This is a genomic window from Pseudomonas sp. D4-21 (genome assembly GCF_051132125.1).
Classification (GTDB): domain Bacteria; phylum Pseudomonadota; class Gammaproteobacteria; order Pseudomonadales; family Pseudomonadaceae; genus Aquipseudomonas.
Genome location: NZ_CP071664.1, coordinates 1,992,808 through 2,010,233 on the forward strand (window position 1 = coordinate 1,992,808; position 17,426 = coordinate 2,010,233).

Genomic DNA, 17,426 nt, shown 5'->3' on the forward strand with positions numbered 1-17,426 from the left:
CCTAACGAGGTCATCGTTTATGGTGGGCCATGGCAGGACATGGTTAAAGGTCATCGACCCACCTGCCCGGGTTGATTGCAAATTTTTCGTGAGCTGTCAAATAGCTTGGCATTTCGCTTCATCTTCCAATCATGTGAGCGAAGCATCGCGTTACTACATCGCGATTCGTTGCGGTGCTGGGATTCGTACACCGGCCAACCGGTGATATCTTGGTGCCATCTTTCACAGGAGTGGCATTGATGAACAGAGGCGCAACGTTGCTGTCGGTTATTTTGGGGTTGGGGTCGATGATTGCATCTCTTGCCCATGCGGAATGGATGAAGTCAGAAATCAAAGACGAAATGCGCGGCACAAGCACTATAGTCTTCAGCCAAACATCATCCCCTCTGGCTGGCGACGGACCTAGCGTTACTTTAATGGTTTTAGATGATAAAGATGGAAAGCCGGGTGTAGTGTTTAACTTGAATAGTGGTCGAACTGAGGGGTGCCCCGCCGCCGACAACTCCTTTTGTAACGTGAATGTCAAATTTGACGAGGGAAAAATCACCGAGGAGCTTTTCGCGACGACAGATGGCAAACAACTGATCCCATCACAGGTAGTGGCGTTCGCCGGGTCAGTTTCGATCGCAAAAAAATTGTTTATAGAAGTGGAGTTGCAGGGAGTTGGGACTCGTCAATACAAATTCATTGTCGGCGATCTTGATATCCCCGTAGATCGAACTCCTTCGGTAAAGCTGCTAGGGTACGAGTTGGGCCGCAAATATTCTGACGTTCCATCGCCGCTGAAAAAAGTTAAGGCGAACGGTCTAGACGTATGCTACGAAGGAGAGGGCCTTACTGGCTTATTCAGCGCGGAACCGGTAAATAAGGCAACCCTCTGTTTCTTTAATGGCGTTTTCTACAGTGCGGTCATCATTCCCGGAACTAAGGCTAGTTATGTTTCTGGAGAAAAATATCTGACCAAAATTTTCGGAAAACCTGACCCTGAGGCCCTCTATCCTTCTTGGCCTAACAAAGGTGACAATCTCTTAAATAAAAATACTAAGCGTGCAGCTTATTTCACGTTCAGTCCGAATTCCTATTACGACCCTCTAGTAATCACCGATGAGATTGTTTCTCCGCTCGTGCCATAGTGCTAGGGCGTGTCTTTCTATGAAGGAGAAATGAAATTAGCCTTAATGCTCCGTTAGGTCGTCTTGTCTGCCTGCGCTAGCAGGCAGACTCCGATCAACCGAAGCCGATCCGGTGCCGCCGTCTAAGCTTTTTCGCATTTCAGGACGCCCTTTGGTGGTAAATCTGTGTTGGTAGTGACGCACGGTGAGGGCTGCGTTAGCACTGGCTGTAAGACTCCTGTGAACATCAACGGACGCCGAGCTGCAGAAACCGGCTCAGGCGAGACCGCGTAATTCCGTGTGGCTCTAGGTGACCATATATTGTCTCGGCATCGTCCTGCGGAAGCGGCCTGAATGAACTTGACTCCACCATAAGGAGCGGCAGTTCAGGATATTCAAAGACTAAATGATGAGCATGGATGTATCACTCACCACGCAATAATAAAAGCCGCCTTGGGCTGTTTTTTTCGTTCGGAGGAAAAATGTCGCAGTTGCTTGAGAAGATGCAAACGGTGATTGTGTCCAAGCAGTTAGCTGAAATCACTGGCAAGCGCGAGCACCGTATTACGACCGGAGCAGGCTGGCGCGACATCATCGGTTATTTCAAGCAGTTTGCTGGTTTCGAAAAATTTATGCTTGAGAGCAAGGATAAGGGCCTTCGTTTTGCCATTTTTAATGGCAATAGGAACATTGGAGAGGACGACCTCGGAAAGCCTACGGGGAGGGATGTCATCCGAATCGTTCCAGTTATTGAGGGTTCAAAGCGTGCCGGGGCACTACAAACCATAATCGGTGCCGTACTTATCGTGGTTGGCCTCGTCTACAGCCCGCTTCTGCCGGTCGGCATTGCCATGGTTGCCGGTGGGGTGATGCAAATGCTCAGTCCCCAGGCAAAAGGTCTGGGCACCCAAGACAGCCCAAACAACCGACCCAGTTATAGCTTCAACGGCCCGGTTAATACCAGCGTCCAAGGCAACCCTGTCCCGCTGCTGTATGGCCGCATGATCGTCGGCAGCGCCGTGATCAGCGCGGGTATTTACTCCGAAGACCAGATGTAACCGAAGCATCCATCACGAGGCCCGCCATTGAGCGGGCTTTTTTTCGCCCAAAGGAAAGTCATGACCCAGCTAGCCATAGCCGGACGCAAGGGTGGTGAGTCGAAGCCGCGTCCTTCCGTTGAGGCTCCGGACAACCTGCAAAGCACCGCTTTCGCGCGAATTCTCGACCTGGTGAGTGAAGGTGAGATTCGAGGCTTGGCGAACGGCATGCAGTCCATTTTTCTTGATGAAACACCGCTGGCAAACCCGGATGGAACGCTGAACTTCAGCGGCGTCAGCCAAGAGGTGCGAACCGGCAGTCAAGATCAACTACACATCTCGGGCTTCCCCGCGGTGGAGAGCGAAATTGCCGTCGGTGTTGAGCTCCGCTCCGACCAGCCTTGGGTGCGCGCGGTAACCAATCTTCAACTCTCGGCAGTCCGGATCAGACTTTCCACTCCACGTCTTGCACGGACAAACACCACAAATGGCGACACCAACGGATACACGGTCCGATACAGGATTGAGCTGTCCACCGACGGCGGTCCCTTTGTGTCCGTGCTAGACGCGGCTTTCAGCGGAAAGACGTCGACAAAATACGAACGATCACACCGCGTCGATCTTCCTAGCGCGACCACCGGCTGGACCGTGCGCGTGATCCGTCTGACGGCCAATGCCACCAGCTCCGCGATATCAGACACCACCAACGTTGAGGCAATTACAGAGATCATCGACGCGAAGCTGAGATACCCAGGTTCGGCCATCGTCGGCCTGCAATTCGATGCGTCGCAGTTTCAATCGATTCCGACTCGCTCGTTCGATTTGTATGGCCGCATCATCAAGGTTCCAAGCAACTATGACCCAGAGACGCGCACCTACACGGGAGTCTGGGATGGCACCTTTAAAAGCGCCTGGACAGATAATCCTGCCTGGATTTTTTACGACTTACTGCTGCATTTCCGCTATGGGCTCGGCCATCTGCTGAACGCGGGGCAGGTGGATAAATGGGAGCTGTATCGGATCGGTCAGTATTGCGATCAGCCAGTCCCCGACGGGAAGGGCGGCACCGAGCCGCGTTTCACCTGCAATCTGTACCTTTCGGTTCGCGCTGATGCGCTGCGCGTGCTCCAGGATCTGGCGACAGCGTTCCGTGGGATGGCGTACTGGGCTGCTGGTTCCGTCATGGCCGTGGCCGATATACCAGAGGATCCTGTTTATACCTACTCGAATGCCAACGTCATCGACGGGAAATTCAACTACACCGGATCTGCCAAGAAGACGCGCTATACCGTTGCCCTGGTGAGCTGGAACGATCCTTCGGATTTTTATCGGCAGAAGGTTGAGTACGTAGACGACCAGCCCGGAATCGCTCGTTACGGCATCCAGCAAACCGAAATCACAGCTACCGGATGCACGTCTCAGGCTCAGGCGCAGCGCGTTGGTAAATGGGCATTGCTTACTAACCGCCTGGAGACGGAGAGCGTCAGCTTTTCCGTTGGCTTGGATGGCACCTTGGCGCGGCCTGGTCAGATCATCCGCATCGCGGATAACGACAGGGCTGGACGCCGAATCGGTGGCCGGCTACGTTCTTCAACGCTCGACACTCTCGTGCTCGACGCGGATGTAACCGCCTTTCCGGGCGACACCATCACCCTGATTATGCCCAACGGTAAGGCTGTCTCTCGAGCCATCAAGTCCGTTGGCTATCCCCTGACTTGGGACAGCTCCGGCATCACGTGGGACAACGGTAACATCACTTTTGATACCACGGGTTTTCCGGCTGAGGTACAGCAAGTCGTGCTGTCGGAAAGCCTCGAGGCGCTGCCGCCGCTTCACTCCATGTGGGCAATCGACTCACCTGCCTTGGCGGTGCAACAGTTTCGCGTGATGTCCGTAACGGAAGATTTTTCGGACACGGAAATCAAGTTCACCATCAATGCTGTACGGCACAACTCGAGCAAATACGGTGCAATCGACAACGGCAGCCGTATCGAGCGTCCGCCAATCAGCGTCGTTCCCCCGAGCGTTCAGAAGCCGCCAACGAACGTGACACTCACTAACGACCATTTCGTCGATCAGGGTAGCGCGATCAGCGTCATGACAATTACTTGGGGGAGGCCAGAAGCGGCAATCGCTTACGAGGTGTATTGGCGCAAGGACGAAGGTGATTGGATCTTTGCAGGCCGTACCGGGACGACATCAATTGACGTCAGTGGGATCTACGCCGGCAGGTACACGGCGAAGGTGCGAGCGATCAACGCGCTCGATATCGGCTCTGTTTTCGCAACCTCTGCGGAGACGGTGCTGAACGGAAAGACTACGCCGCCACCAGAAGTCTCCTCGTTCATTGCCGAGTCGATCGTGTTCGGTATCAAACTGAAGTGGGAGATTCCTCAGGGCGTAAACACTGCGGATCTGCAACGGACGGAGATTTGGTATAGCGAAACCAACCAGATCGTGGATGCCACCAAATTCGGTGACTACACCTACCCACAGACTGACTTGACCATCATGGGACTCGCTCCCGGAAAAACCTATTTCTTCTGGGCACGCCTGGTTGATCGAATTGGAAATATGGGCGCTTTCTTCGGCCCAGTCTTTGGACAGTCGTCGGCTGATGCCGGGCCAATCCTGGACTACCTGAACGATAAGATCACGGAAACCCAGCTCAGTAAGCACTTGCTTGAGAAAATCGATTCCGGCGGCGCCCAGGTAGAGATTGAGGCTCTCAAGAGCGAGCTTGCCGCGATGTACAGCATCAAGACCCAGCTTACTGTTGATGGGAAACCCTACCTTGCCGGGATCGGGGTTGGAGTAGAAAACGACGAAGGGATCATCACCAGCCAAGTCCTCATCGCAGCCAGCCGCTTTGCGATAGTCGATCCCAACGCTTCGGAGGTCTTTTATCCGTTCGTGGTGCAGAACAACACCGCTTACATCAAGGCGGCGTTTATCCAGGACGGATCGATCACCAATGCGAAGATCGGCGATACCATCCAATCAACCAACTATGTCCCTGGGGTGTCGGGTTGGAGGCTCAGCAAGACGGGGGGAATTGAGTTCAATGGAGCGGTCTCGGGTGGAGGCAAGCTCACGATCAATAACCAAGTTGTTCAGGTCTTCGATCAGGCAGGGCAGCTTCGAGTGCGTCTGGGGATCTGGTGATGCCAGCGGGATTAGAGGTTTACAACGCTGACGGCTCGGTGTCCTTCACAACCGACACGATCACGGGGCGATACCTAGGATCGTTTTTCACCGGAACGGTAAATGGTTCTGTTTTTGTGCCTGGATTTGCAGGGGGAAGCCCATGGTTTTTCTCTGCAAAAGGGGTAGGTGGGGGCGATACCACGGTTGTTTGCGTGCCGTTCATCACCATCAATGGGACCACCATTTCGTGGAGCTTTTCCGACTTCCGGGGGCAGGGCACCACTGCGAATGCCCCTAGGGTCGGGTGCCAGGTTTTCTATGGAGTTAGGTAGATGCCAATAGGGCTTCAGGTATTCAGGGACACCAACACCCTTCAGATCGATTCAGATGTCCTGACGGTTTCGTTTTTGGGCAAATTCACTATCTCTGGTTGGACACGTGGCTCGACCATTTATAGGGCTGCTTTAAGCCTGCCCAAGGCAACCAAGTTTGTCCTCTTCGGTGAGACGGCGGCTTCATCGTCCATTGCAGTTAGGAGCGTTGTTCTTACTGCCAGCACTGCTGATTACGAGTTCTGGTCGAATACTACCAATAGCGTCGTTTGCTACTGCTTTGGCGATGCTCCTGTTGTCCCGTCACGTTGTGGCTTGCAGCTTTTTGACTCGGCGGGAAACCTCACCTTCGACTCGAACAACAAAATCCTCAGGATTTCCGCAGTGTATGAAACCAGTTCGGACACGCAGTCGTTCTCACTGCCGGTCGCGATTGGCCGTACCTACGCCTGTGGAATCAGCAACTATGACACGCGATATCGCCAGAATCAGGTAGGACAAAATCTCGCGTTCATGGTGATGATTCGGTCGGTCAGGGTGTCAGGTGGAACTGTCACGTCGGGGCTTCTAGCGAATCAAGGGCCGCCGACAACCAGCCCGCCTGCCAATTCACCGATTGGGCCAATGCCCGTGATTATGGTCGCAGACGTTACCGGCTTCTAACTCGTTCATCTCGCCCAACCCAATTCCAAGCCCGCCCAGAGCGGGATTTTTTTTGCCTGGAGAAATGTAAATGACTACAACAGAAAAGGATCGCGACATCCTCGCGCGCACGCTGTGGGCCGAAGCCCGCGGGGAGGGGCTGGCCGGCCAGGTTGCCGTGGGCTGCGTAATCCGCAATCGCGTGAATGATCGCAAGGACCGCTCCTGGTGGGGAGAGGGCTATGCAGGGGTTTGCCTTAAACCCTACCAGTTCAGTTGCTGGAACAAGAACGACCCGAACTATCCCTATTTGAGCGGAGCCAAGCCAATCCCGCCGAAGCAGTTCGCCCAGGCACAGCGGGCGGCGGATCTGGTGATCTCCGGCGCGGAGCCTGATATCACCAATGGCGCGACCCACTATTACGCGACCACGTTGCCGAATCCTCCGATCTGGGCCAAGGACGCCACCCAGACTTTCCGCCTCCGGCACCACATCTTTTTCAAGGATGTGCCATGAGTCCCGCCACGCTGAAGTTGTTGGTCCTGGGCGCGCTGGCGTTGCTGCTGTTCTCCGTAGGAGCGGGGTTCGGTGGGTGGCTGGCTGCTGCCCACTATAGGCCACTGCTGGACGCATCCAACAAAGACCTATCCCGGGCCACTCTGGCCCGTGACAACCTAGAATCGTTGGCCGGCGAGCAAGGCCGGAAGCTGGGTGAGCTTGTTCTGGCGGCTGAGTTGCGGGAGCGGAATGCCGCATTGGCGCAGGATAAGGCCAGGGAAGAGGCCCAGCCAGACTACGCGGTAGCCAATCGCCTCCTGCAGGAGCGAACCGGCGGCGCCCAGTGCACCGCGGCTGAATCCATCATCGATCGGGAGCTTGGCTTATGAAGGCGATGCTGCTGATTGGTGTGCTGGCGCTGGCGGGATGCGCCGGTCGTGAGCCTGAGATTCGAACGGTCCGGGTGGAGATTCCCGTGCAGGTGCCATGCAAGACCGAGGAGGTGGCGGCACCGCTCTGGGCAGCTGATGGGCTTAAGAAGTCCGACTCGCTCGAGGTGAAAGTCCGGGCGCTGCTGGCTGAGCGCCGGCAGCGCATGGGCTATGAGCGGGAGCTTGTCGCAGCAGTTTTAGCGTGTCGGTAACGGGTTAATATCACTGACGACTAGGTGGGACCTATTCGGCAGGTAGGTTTGTTAAGTGTTCCTCCGTCATAGGTGAGCTTCTGCACAGCACCGCGTGTACTTTGTGGGCAAGCATTCCCTCGATAAAGCGGCTGTGAAGGTCGTACTTAGCAGCTTGAGCACCTACAACGCTGCTGTGGTATCCCATTTGGCGTACGTACCTAGTAGTGCAGTCGATCTCGATCATGGTGTAGGAGGTAAAGTAAGAGCCTACGCGGCGAATAACTGCCTGGACGGTAGGCCCGGTCTCAATAGAGGAAATGATGGAGTACTCTGAATCATCATCATACGACCATTTGTAATCCAGCTGCATACCTGCAGCTGAAGGGAACGTTAGGCAAGAAGTTAAAAAAAAAGTGGCGATTCTCATTTTGATCTTCCTTGAAATAGGCTGCAGGCCATCAGGCCTTTTGTAGCGTAGTCGCTGCTAGAGCCAAGGTTGATCGATTGGGTGTTATGGCGACGAGTGTCAGATGGGTAAACCGGCGACAGGGCGAGCTAGCTCGGCCCCCTTGGTTGCGCGCGTTGCCGATAACGTGGCTAACCTTGAGCCACTCGAAGGCTTCGGCCGGTTCGCCCTTGTGCAGCACAATCTGCTCCGCGCCCTCCTGCGGCGTAGCTGAGTCAAGCCACCACGGGCGGTTTCTGCGGGATCACGACGGGGTGCCGGTCATGAATGTCGACATGCCGCGGCGCCGTCGGCAGGATTCATGGAGGAACAAGAGCCCAACTTGACCGAGCGCATGCTCAACGAATTATCTCCATTACCGACGATGGAGACGGAGCAATAATGAAGCTTGCTGCTTGCCAGGCATATTTGAAAGAGCTTACGCAATATGATCAATGACGTAGAGAATTATCCAGTGCCATTTTGGCATCAGCCGTGATTGCATCTGCCTCGCGCTGACTGATGATGTCGCAGTGAACGTAACCGTTGAGCATCATGATCAACTGGTGATAGTGGAACAGCGCGGATCCGTGACCGATCAAAATGCTGTGGATTTCCGCCTCCGCATATCGCAGGACTTTTTGTTGCAAACGCTGTTCAGTCTTCAAGGTTATCTCCTTTTAGGTCCCCCTCGATGGACCGGTAATGGGATCCACGCTTTGGTTACCGACGGACGGTAGCCTACAGCTTGCTGCCCTACCGGAGCTAAGGCCGAATTCCCATAGCCTATCCCATAAATTGGAACGTTGCCGTGATGCTAGGCTCAACAACGTGATGATGTTTGGGAGGTAAGGACGATGGCTGAGCTGGATAAGGAGCAGGCGTTGAGTGCATGGAGAGAGCTCCTCAGGCGGCCGGATAGCCGTCCCGATGCTGAAAAACAGTACCATCTTCTCCTCCGAATTGCTGAACGAATATAGGCAGAAGGGGATAATCGATAACGCAGAATGGCGCAGGCTTGTTGAGAAAGTTCTAGCGTTGTACGCCCGGTCCATCAAGGATGAATCGAACGAGTGTTAGCAACCAAAAACAGAAACCCGCCTAGTGGCGGGCTTTGTATTGCGGTGGGGTGGTGATGCTCAATTGATTGCCAATATTTCCCAGTGGTTGTGCTCTGTGGGTTTTCAAGCCCTGTCGGGCTAGCTGAATGTCCCCAAAGATATGCGTAGCGAGGTTTTTCAATCCGGCTTCCCCTCGATAGTCACTTCTCACCAGACCCACCACTGCAAATGATTCTCCGGTTTCACCTGTTACCGTAAGAGAGGCAGTACCGTCACCCCATAAAACACATTTGACCATGCTACCTGGTAGCAAGCGTCCCAAGGCATCCTCTATTTCAGCCCTACTTAGTCTATCCATGGCGCAGCCTCGGGTTCGTAGGGTCCAGAGGATAAGCCAGAAAAACAGTTAGTAATATGGTGGCGCCGTGCCTCTCTGGGGTCAGCCGGTGCCGCCGGGAATCCGCCCGATCATCGGCCAGCGGTCGTGTATGAATGCATATTCCGGAGGAGGGGAAGTGGTGACTATGTACACGCGCCGAGCATCGCCTTCACCTAATATTAGGCATTCAAGCCCAAAGCCCTCGTTCATATCGAACCAGTGCGACACGCGATCCGCATCTTTCTCCATGTATCGCTGCACAAGTCCCAGCGCTCGCTGCGGGTGATACTTTTCCCATCCCCCTCGTTCCACCGTCTCTAGTTTTGCCCACCCACCTGATGGGCCTGTGCCTTTCTCCTCTCGACGGCGCCCCCATCGCACCCAGCCAAGATCCGTCCCGTCCTGCAGTACCACGGGAATTGCTGCCTTGGGGTTCGGGAAATACACCCTGACCCGTTCATACGCTCTGTTTTTGTCCGCTGCCTCAACTCCGCCGCACATCTTGCACCCCGGGTTCGCTGGTTATTTCCAGTGGACCTCGACGCTCCAAGGGAAGTTTACCTGGGCATTTCAGTCTTTCGACGAACCCTAAGCCGTTGCAAGATAGGCAATCGTCGCGCTCGCCAAACCGATCCAAGCACGATGAACACAGGACGAACCTTGCCAGTTCCGCAAACGGCCTAAGCTGTTCCATTAGCACTAAATTTCGATTTTCGCGCGCGGTTTGCAGGGCATCGACAAGCCACCGGTAGACGTCTGGATCTTCAACGGGCGTATAGACAACTCCTAAGATCATTCTGGCTGTCTCAACCAAGTCAAACTGGCGACCATGATCCAAGGTAAGGAAAAACCTCTCAATCACGCCCGTGGTTGGCGCCGCGCTGTAAATCAGCTTCAACTCTCCAGCTTGGCGATACACATTTCCGTCGTAGGGGCGGATGCAGCCGCCCTCGCTTTTTTCCGAAAAGGTTGATTGATGAATCGTGCCAAGGTTCGAGGAGCCGTCTCGCGCGACGACGTCGTATTGAGACGCGCCGTGATACAGGACCGTCGTCGATTGCAGCTCTTCAACTGCGAGCCAGTATGCGGAGTTCGCTAGTTCATCCATGCCAAACTGTTCGTCTCGATCAATCAACCGCTCCTCGGCCAGCCTTGCGCTTGCAAAAAGCAGGCTGGACCGATACGCCTCGGGGTTCTGTGACCAGAAGTCGTGATCGCCGAGCGTATCGCGCCATTGCTTGATTCTCAGCGCTTTGGCTTGTTCAAAATTCGTGGGAGGTCGCTTGCCTGGTTCTGTATGTGCACAGCATCCAAGGCAAGGCAATACTTACGAGGGCTAGGCGACGAGCTGCGTCGACGGCAGCTTTCGGCCAAGAGCGGACGTTCGGTGTGCGTTTATCAACGCAACGATCATCTACCAAACGCTTCAAAAAAGGCGTCGTTGTAGACCGTCGCCTATCGCAACGTAATTAGTCCGTTACTTCTAGATAAACGTGCCGTTTCTTACCGAGACTGACATGCCACCGCGATTGGGTGGCGTCCAAAACCTCATCGCCAGACTGGAGTGCTTTTCCTTCCAGCCTCAGACCTCCGCCTTTAGCCAAACGCCTTACGGCGCTCAGCGAAGGCGCCAAACCACACTGCGCTAGCGCTGTGGCTATAGTAAGGCCTTGACTCAGCTTCGACCGCTCAATAGTGAATACAGGCAGGTCAGTTGCCTGCTTGCCACCTGCGAATAGGGACTGAGCGGCGGCATTGGCTTGTGCAGCAGCCTCTACGCCGTGGGCAAGCCCGGTAACGTGGTTTGCCAGAACAATCTTTGCTGCGTTGAGCGCGGCGCCTTCGACGCTGGAAAGGCGATCTACCTCGTCGAGCGGCAATTCCGTAAAGAGGGCAAGAAAACGGCGGACATCGCGGTCGTCGCAGTTGCGCCAGAACTGCCAGAAGTCAAAAGGCGACAGACGATTGCCATCAAGCCAAACGGCACCGTTCAACGATTTACCCATTTTCTTGCCGTCGGCTGTCGCGAGCAGCGGCATGGTCAATCCGAAAAGCTCACGCCCGTCACGACGGCGGCTTAGCTCTACACCGTTGATGATATTGGCCCACTGATCAGCGCCGCCCAACTGTACGGTGCAGTCGTAACGCTTGGCCAGTTCAGTGAAGTCATGCGCTTGGAGCAGTGTGTAACCGAACTCTAGAAAGGACAGCGAATTTTCGCGATCCAGTCGCTGACGCACGGCGTCAAAGGTCAACAAACGGTTGATCGAAAAGTAGCGTCCGACGTCATTCAAGAACTTCAAATAGCCGATTTTATCCAGCCATTCGGCGTTGTCCACGACCTCACCTGCTGACTCTCCCAAAGTGAGGTAGCGCCCAAATGTACGGGTGATGCCGGCAATATTTTCATCGATTTGCTCGTTCGTGAGCACGGGCCGGCTTTCATCCCGAAAGCTTGGGTCGCCGATACGTGTGGTGGCACCACCAATCAGCAGGATCGGGCGGTGCCCTGCCTTTTGCAGCCAGCGCATGAGCATCAGACCCTGGAGATGGCCAACGTGCAGGCTGTCTGCCGTAGCATCGAAGCCCAGATAAACTGTGCGCGAGCCGGTGGCCAAGTGCGCGCGAAGTCCTTCGAGGTCGGTGGACTGATGGATGAATCCCCGGCTGGAGAGTGTCGCGATGAGATCAGTATTAGGAGTCATCATGTGTATCCGAAACAAGCGCAATGCCCATTAAGCACTGCGCGTGAAAAAGTCATAAAGCCAAACACGCACGCCACCAGGCGCAGCGCCGTTCAACTTAAGCCTACGCAGGCGCAACGCCCTGAACCAACGGTATGCCAGTGAGGCTGATCAGTTGCCGTAACGCATCGAGACGGCGTGAATAGGCCGCATCGTTCCCATAAATAAGCTCGACGTGAAGACTGTCGATCAACGCCAGGTAGGCCTCGGCAAGCAAATCGGCATACTGAGACGTGATCGCCGGAGACGTCAGTTCAAGGGAGGCCTGAAAACGCTCTCGAACGGCCACAAGGTAATGTTCGAAACCTGATTTCACGTCCCGCTCAATTGGTGCAGGAGGGTAAAAAGCCGCCCGCAACAAAAAGCGCAATGCGCTGCTTTCGGCGTATCTGAGTTGAAGGTTAATGACGTAACGCTCACCGGGCATTCGGCCGGCTTGCTCTGCTGAGAACTGGGCCTCGACATAGTCTCGTTCGCTTTGCAGCGCGAGATTGAGCACAGCGGTGTACAGCTCATCCTTGCCTGTGAAGTGTGCGTACAGCGAGGCCTTCTTGATGCCGGCGCTGCCGGCAATATCGTTCAGTGACGCCGCGTCGTAACCGCGATCTGCAAAGTGCAGCAAGGCAAGCTGAACGATTCGCTCAGCCGCCGGAGTTAGGTTTCTCGTAGTCATCAGTTGCTTCCTTCAATGGCTAGCTAGGCTGAATGTTGCGTCGCCGTTCTTAGGAAGGCTCACCCACGTCAGCAAGCAAACCAGCAGCGCGCTGAGAGTCAGTAGCGCTGTCCAGGCGATGACCCCGTGATCTAGCACTATTGCTGAAATTGGCGTAGCGCTCGAGGAAACAGACAGTTGGAAGGCCCCCAGCAGCGCAGCCGTTGAACCCAATGCACGCTCTTGAGAGGCCATGACGAGCGACATCAATGTCGACTCTGCAATGCCCAACCCGAACAACGCTACTGCCATACCTGCCGCAATCCCGGGTAGCCCGACCTGCGTTGTTGTGGCCACTAATGTAGCGAACGCGCCTAGTACTATGCAGCCCACGCCGATCCACGTCAGGCGGTTGAGGCCCAATGTTGTGATGAGTCTACCGGCGATCATCGCGCCACCCAGAATGGCAAACCCTGTTACACCAAACATGATGCCGAAGGCTTGCGGCGTTAATCCGTAAAACTTTTGGTACACCAACGTTGCCCCACCAATGTAGGCGAAAAGGAAAAAAAACACCGCAGCGACTGCCAGCGTTGGTAGCAAAAAGCGACGGTCGCTGCCGATCGTTAGGTAAGTACGGCACGCAGCACCCAGGCGCAGAGGCTCACGGTTGTTAACTGCCAATGTCTCCGGGAGATTCAGCCAGCTGCTGATCAGCACTGCAACGCCTAAGATTGCGAGCGTGAGCATCACTGCCCTCCAGCCAAAGTATGAGTCAATAAACCCACCCAATGCCGGTGCCAGAATTGGGGCCAGGCCTTCAATGGTCATTAACAGAGCGAACAGCTTAGTGGCCGTCGCTCCTCGGCTAACATCCCGGACAGTACTCATGATCACGACAAGCGTCATTGCGCTTCCCAAGCCTTGCACGAAGCGGAAACCGATCAATGCTGACAGGGTCGGCGCCCACGCTGAGCCCAAGGAACACAAGATAAACACCACCAAACCAATCAAGAGCGGTTGGCGGCGCCCATATGCGTCCACGAGCGGCCCGAACAATAGCTGCCCTGCACCCATGGCTAGCAGGAAAAACGTCAAGGTGAGTTGAACGCTTGCGAAGCTGGTGTCGTAATCTCGGGCGATTTCAGGAAGGCTTGAAAGGTACATGTCGACTGCGGATGGGCCCAAGGCTCCGATCACGCCTAACCCGATAGCCAACTTCACGGGGACTCGTTCTTGCTGCAGGGCGTCCATCTCTCAACCTCTCCGAATTTGCTGCCTACCGGTCGGTAGGAATGTGACATTCTAGGTATTGTCTAGGCGCGGGTCAACTTTGTTGATGAGCTTCAGACGTAAGTAGCAGGCGACTGGCATACGGCGGGCAGACTGGGCGTGCCGCTAGAGAAATTCCCTGGCGCAGAGCTACGCAAAGCCAAACTGAGCAAATTTATTCTCTATTCTGAACGACCGCACCTGGCCGTGAGCGACCGCTTACGAACGTCCGCTTTTGGTCGACTGCTGCCTCTTGAGGGGCAGGAAACGACCCAAAGAAGCTATTCCCACATCACCTTGTGATTGGTGGCTTTCCCCTGGTGGATGCGCGTAATTTCTTCGGAGTTCAGTCAGAAATTGACGGTCCACACTTCTGCTATGGTCGTGACCATACCGTTTCAAAGAGATGACCGAATGTCATTCGTAGACAGGTTTGTCGCTGAAATATTGTCTCTACAGATTGCGCTGTACTACTCGCGTGCTCGATTGGAAGCAGGGACTGATAGCGAGGCGTTGCACGACCTTAGGATAGCCGTGAGGCGAATCCGAAGCTTGCTCCGGCCGATGCGCTCTCTGAGCGAAGTCGCGGCGACTGAATAATGCTGCAGCGGACGTGGGGAGGCTTACCACACCCGCTCGCGATCTTGAGGTAATGATTGAAGAATTGGAGGAAAGAAGCTTTCTTGATCAGGCTCAGCTCAGAAAAGCACGCTTGGCAACAGGCTACTCCAATATATTGGGGAGCCCAGCCCTCAAGAATCTATATACTCAATTGGATGAATGGCCTTTCGCCTTCCGCTCAGTTGAAGTTAAAGGCGGCTTAAAACACCTACAGCCCCAAATTGAAAAATCGCTTAAAAAGCAGATTGACCGTTTGCATGCTGCGCTGGACGACCCTGGACTTGATCGCCGCGAGTTGCGCATTCTGGTAAAGAGGACTCGCTATCTCACAGAAGCGTTTCCCAAACTGTCACCGCTCTCGCGTAAAGCGGCGAGTTCTCTGAAGGCCCTGCAGTTGGCTTTGGGTGCCTGGCATGACCATTTTTAATGGTACCAGAAAGTCTTGACGGAATCTGACCTGCGGCCACTTGAAAAGGTTTGGCAGCACTACGCAGTTACAGCGCTTGAAAAAGCGGAGACCCAATTATTGGACCTGGCGCAGTTGCTGCCACAATTACCTGGCAAAAAAACTGCCCCAAGTGGCACCCAAAAAAAGCATACGTTTAGTAGATTAAGTATCACCGCCGGAAGGCTACACAGATGCTGAGAATCTTTGGTCAGAGCATCTGCCCCGTATAAGGCTCTGACTAAATACGGGGCTCGGTCTTCCAACATGGCAGCTCTGAAGCCGATCTAATCACTAACGGTCCGGCTAAGCACTCAGACGTGCCGTCACTTCATTCAACTGCCCTGATAACTCGTGAAGGTTCCGGCTTGCCGCTTCGGTGCGCTGCATGTTGTTCAGGTTGGTACTGGCAATCGTGGTGATTTCAGTGAGGTTGCGCGAGATGTCTTCCGCCACCGAGGTTTGCTCTTCGGCAGCGGTGGCAATTTGGCGGTTCATGTCGCGAATGGCTTCAACAGCATGGGTGATGCGCTCCAGCATCGCTCCGGCCTCATTCACTTGCGCGACACTTTCTTCACTGCGCGACTGGCCACTTTCAATGGCCTGAGCCGCGTCCACCGCGCCGGTTTGCACCGTTTGGATGATTTGGTTGATTTCGATGATCGACGCCGCCGTACGCTGGGCTAGGTTTCGCACTTCGTCGGCCACGACCGCAAAACCGCGTCCGGCTTCACCGGCACGGGCCGCTTCGATCGCCGCGTTAAGCGCCAGCAAATTAGTCTGCTCGGCGATGCCGCGAATCACTTCCAGCACCTTGCCTATGCGGCCACTATCGGTTTCCAGGCGACGGATGACCGTGGCTGTGTTGGCGATCTCGCCACGCATTTGGGTGATGGTGTGAATGGTGCCCCGCATGACTTTTTCGCCCTGCTGCGCGGATTGGTCGGCATCATTGGCGGCGCGTGCGGCATCGGCTGCGTGACGAGCCACTTCCTGGGCGGTGGCGGACATTTCGTTCATCGCCGTAGCCACCTGATCGGTACGGTTGAACTGCTCGTTAGTGCCGCTGGCCATGAGACCGGCGATGGCGTTTAACTCGCCACTTGCGCCGTCCAGATCCTTGGCGCTGCGCTGCAAGCGGTTGAAGGTTTCGGCGAGAAAGTCGCGCAAAGTGTTGGCGGCTATGGCTAGTTTGCCCAACTCGTCTTCACGGCTGCTGGCCACGCGTTCGGCAAATTTCCCTTGGCTCAGTTGCGCCACGTAGTCGATCAGCTTGCGGATGGGGTCAACCAAGTTGTGGTTGATCAGCCAAAGGCTCAACAGGCCGATCAACAGACCCGAGGCGAGCATCACGATAATCCCGAGCATCACCGTGCGATTTGCAGCGGCGCTGATCAGTGTAGATTGCTCGGTGCCCTGCTTGCGCAGTTCGCCAACAAGTTCGCTCATCTGATCGCTGGTGGTACGGTCAACGCCTTTGACGGCGGCGTCGCCTGCAGCGGGGTCTGCACCCGCGGCGATATAGGCATCGCGACCTTTCTGGTAAGCGCTGCCCAACTGACGGTGTTCGTCACGCAGGCGTTCGATGCGGGTCTTGAGTTGGCCATCCAGTCCTTTCTGGTTAGCCAGTTCACCAAGAATCCCCTGTACGTCGCGCTGACGGTCTTCGAATTGCTTCCAATATTTATCCAGGTCTGCCGGCTGCTTGCCCCGTAGTAATACGTTTTTCCATTCCTGAACCTGCACCTTGAATTGCAGGTTGGCCTCGTCGATCAATTGCGAAGTGTGTAGCGGACCTTCGATCAAGTTGGCGTAGTTTTGCACGCCGTTGGACAGGAAATGAAAGCATGCTAAAGCAATCAGCAACATCGCCAACAGGCTGCCGCTCAGCAGCGCGAGGATTTGAGTTCTCAGGGATTTTTGCAGCATCGGATGATACTCATGACAGGAATGAAGTACGCCTGGTTAGGCGTAAAAGACGTCCAAACATCCCTGTCTGCGGTTCCGGTTCGTGGCCGGAGCCGCGCAAACTAACATCTGCGTCATCGGCGTGCCAGAGCGGTTCTTGAGGGGAGTCTGACCGCTGGTGCCTTGTAAATTCTCGGTTATCGTCCTCCCTATGATTTCCGTTGGTTTGGAGATCAGATGAATGACAGCTTTTGGCCGGGAGCTGCCTGTCGCCTCCGCGATCAATGAGCGACTCTGTAGGGGCAGGGCTGCGTCCTTGAACTTAACGATACAATCCCTTCCAACCAGACAAGTCTGTTCCTGTATTACTTTCGGGAAAGCAGCCAATGCCATGGCACCATTGTCCTATCGTCCTTGAACGTGGACAGCTAAGCTGCAGTACAGCAGGACAGCGCGGAGATAAACCGAGCGGGGCTAGGAGGCGCGGTCAAGTTGCGGGAGGGTG

Annotated in this window: 16 protein-coding genes and 1 pseudogene; 9 read left to right on the plus strand and 8 right to left on the minus strand. The window is 55.0% G+C overall.

Annotated elements, in window-relative coordinates; all coding sequences use genetic code 11:
* Positions 1 to 239: 239 nt before the first annotated feature.
* The 7 genes from J3Q04_RS08985 (at position 240) to J3Q04_RS09015 (ending at position 7,412) form a co-directional block, all read left to right on the plus strand.
* Entirely contained in the window at positions 240 to 1,133 is an 894-nt protein-coding gene (locus tag J3Q04_RS08985) for a hypothetical protein (protein WP_434606775.1), read from the plus strand.
* Positions 1,134 to 1,594: 461 nt separating this feature from the next.
* Complete coding sequence (locus tag J3Q04_RS08990; RefSeq protein ID WP_420765737.1) at positions 1,595 to 2,170, plus strand: tail assembly protein; 576 nt, start codon at positions 1,595 to 1,597, stop codon at positions 2,168 to 2,170.
* Between the two features lie 60 nt (positions 2,171 to 2,230).
* A complete protein-coding gene (locus J3Q04_RS08995) occupies positions 2,231 to 5,314 on the plus strand; it encodes a host specificity protein J (RefSeq protein ID WP_434606773.1) in 3,084 nt (1,027 codons plus the stop codon).
* A 314-nt stretch (positions 5,315 to 5,628) separates the two neighbouring features.
* The gene (locus J3Q04_RS09000; RefSeq protein ID WP_434606771.1) at positions 5,629 to 6,291 is read left to right on the plus strand and encodes a hypothetical protein; all 663 of its coding nucleotides are present in this window, start codon (positions 5,629 to 5,631) and stop codon (positions 6,289 to 6,291) included.
* Positions 6,292 to 6,361: 70 nt separating this feature from the next.
* A complete protein-coding gene (locus J3Q04_RS09005; RefSeq protein WP_420765740.1) occupies positions 6,362 to 6,787 on the plus strand; it encodes a cell wall hydrolase in 426 nt (141 codons plus the stop codon).
* Positions 6,784 to 7,158, plus strand: a complete 375-nt coding sequence (locus J3Q04_RS09010) for a hypothetical protein (RefSeq protein WP_434606769.1) — start codon at positions 6,784 to 6,786, stop codon at positions 7,156 to 7,158. The genes J3Q04_RS09005 and J3Q04_RS09010 overlap by 4 nt, the downstream gene beginning before the upstream one ends.
* A complete protein-coding gene (locus tag J3Q04_RS09015) occupies positions 7,155 to 7,412 on the plus strand; it encodes a hypothetical protein (RefSeq protein ID WP_434606767.1) in 258 nt (85 codons plus the stop codon). Before J3Q04_RS09010 ends, J3Q04_RS09015 begins: the two co-directional genes overlap by 4 nt.
* Before the next feature lie 31 nt (positions 7,413 to 7,443).
* On the opposite strand, the gene J3Q04_RS09020 is transcribed toward J3Q04_RS09015, so the two are convergent.
* From J3Q04_RS09020 to J3Q04_RS09045, 6 genes are all read right to left on the minus strand, one after another.
* Positions 7,444 to 7,821, minus strand: coding sequence for a hypothetical protein (locus J3Q04_RS09020; protein ID WP_434606764.1), 378 nt, complete (start codon positions 7,819 to 7,821; stop codon positions 7,444 to 7,446).
* Positions 7,822 to 8,291: 470 nt separating this feature from the next.
* Complete coding sequence (locus J3Q04_RS09025; RefSeq protein WP_434606762.1) at positions 8,292 to 8,507, minus strand: hypothetical protein; 216 nt, start codon at positions 8,505 to 8,507, stop codon at positions 8,292 to 8,294.
* Positions 8,508 to 9,763: 1,256 nt separating this feature from the next.
* A complete protein-coding gene (locus tag J3Q04_RS09030; protein WP_434606760.1) occupies positions 9,764 to 10,387 on the minus strand; it encodes a hypothetical protein in 624 nt (207 codons plus the stop codon).
* Between the two features lie 361 nt (positions 10,388 to 10,748).
* Entirely contained in the window at positions 10,749 to 11,993 is a 1,245-nt protein-coding gene (gene tyrS, locus J3Q04_RS09035; RefSeq protein ID WP_434611631.1) for a tyrosine--tRNA ligase, read from the minus strand.
* Between the two features lie 94 nt (positions 11,994 to 12,087).
* Positions 12,088 to 12,696 (minus strand): TetR/AcrR family transcriptional regulator, encoded by a 609-nt coding sequence (locus J3Q04_RS09040; RefSeq protein ID WP_434606757.1) that lies wholly within the window; start codon positions 12,694 to 12,696, stop codon positions 12,088 to 12,090.
* Between the two features lie 12 nt (positions 12,697 to 12,708).
* Entirely contained in the window at positions 12,709 to 13,929 is a 1,221-nt protein-coding gene (locus tag J3Q04_RS09045; RefSeq protein ID WP_434606754.1) for a multidrug effflux MFS transporter, read from the minus strand.
* A 432-nt stretch (positions 13,930 to 14,361) separates the two neighbouring features.
* On the opposite strand from J3Q04_RS09045, the gene J3Q04_RS09050 reads away from it, so the two are divergent.
* Both J3Q04_RS09050 and J3Q04_RS09055 read left to right on the plus strand, forming a co-directional pair.
* Positions 14,362 to 14,547: a CHAD domain-containing protein gene (locus J3Q04_RS09050; protein WP_434635527.1), complete on the plus strand. Its 186-nt coding sequence runs from the start codon at positions 14,362 to 14,364 to the stop codon at positions 14,545 to 14,547.
* Positions 14,548 to 14,560: 13 nt separating this feature from the next.
* Positions 14,561 to 14,995, plus strand: a complete 435-nt coding sequence (locus J3Q04_RS09055; protein WP_434606750.1) for a CHAD domain-containing protein — start codon at positions 14,561 to 14,563, stop codon at positions 14,993 to 14,995.
* 324 nt (positions 14,996 to 15,319) lie between these two features.
* Here J3Q04_RS09055 and J3Q04_RS09060 read toward each other — a convergent pair whose 3' ends face one another.
* Both J3Q04_RS09060 and J3Q04_RS09065 read right to left on the minus strand, forming a co-directional pair.
* Positions 15,320 to 16,087 carry a methyl-accepting chemotaxis protein gene (locus J3Q04_RS09060; RefSeq protein WP_434635637.1) on the minus strand — a complete coding sequence of 256 codons (768 nt, stop codon included), beginning with the start codon at positions 16,085 to 16,087 and terminating at the stop codon, positions 15,320 to 15,322.
* Between the two features lie 165 nt (positions 16,088 to 16,252).
* A pseudogene (locus J3Q04_RS09065) lies at positions 16,253 to 16,942 on the minus strand (methyl-accepting chemotaxis protein); the annotation flags it as partial.
* Positions 16,943 to 17,426 lie beyond the last annotated feature (484 nt).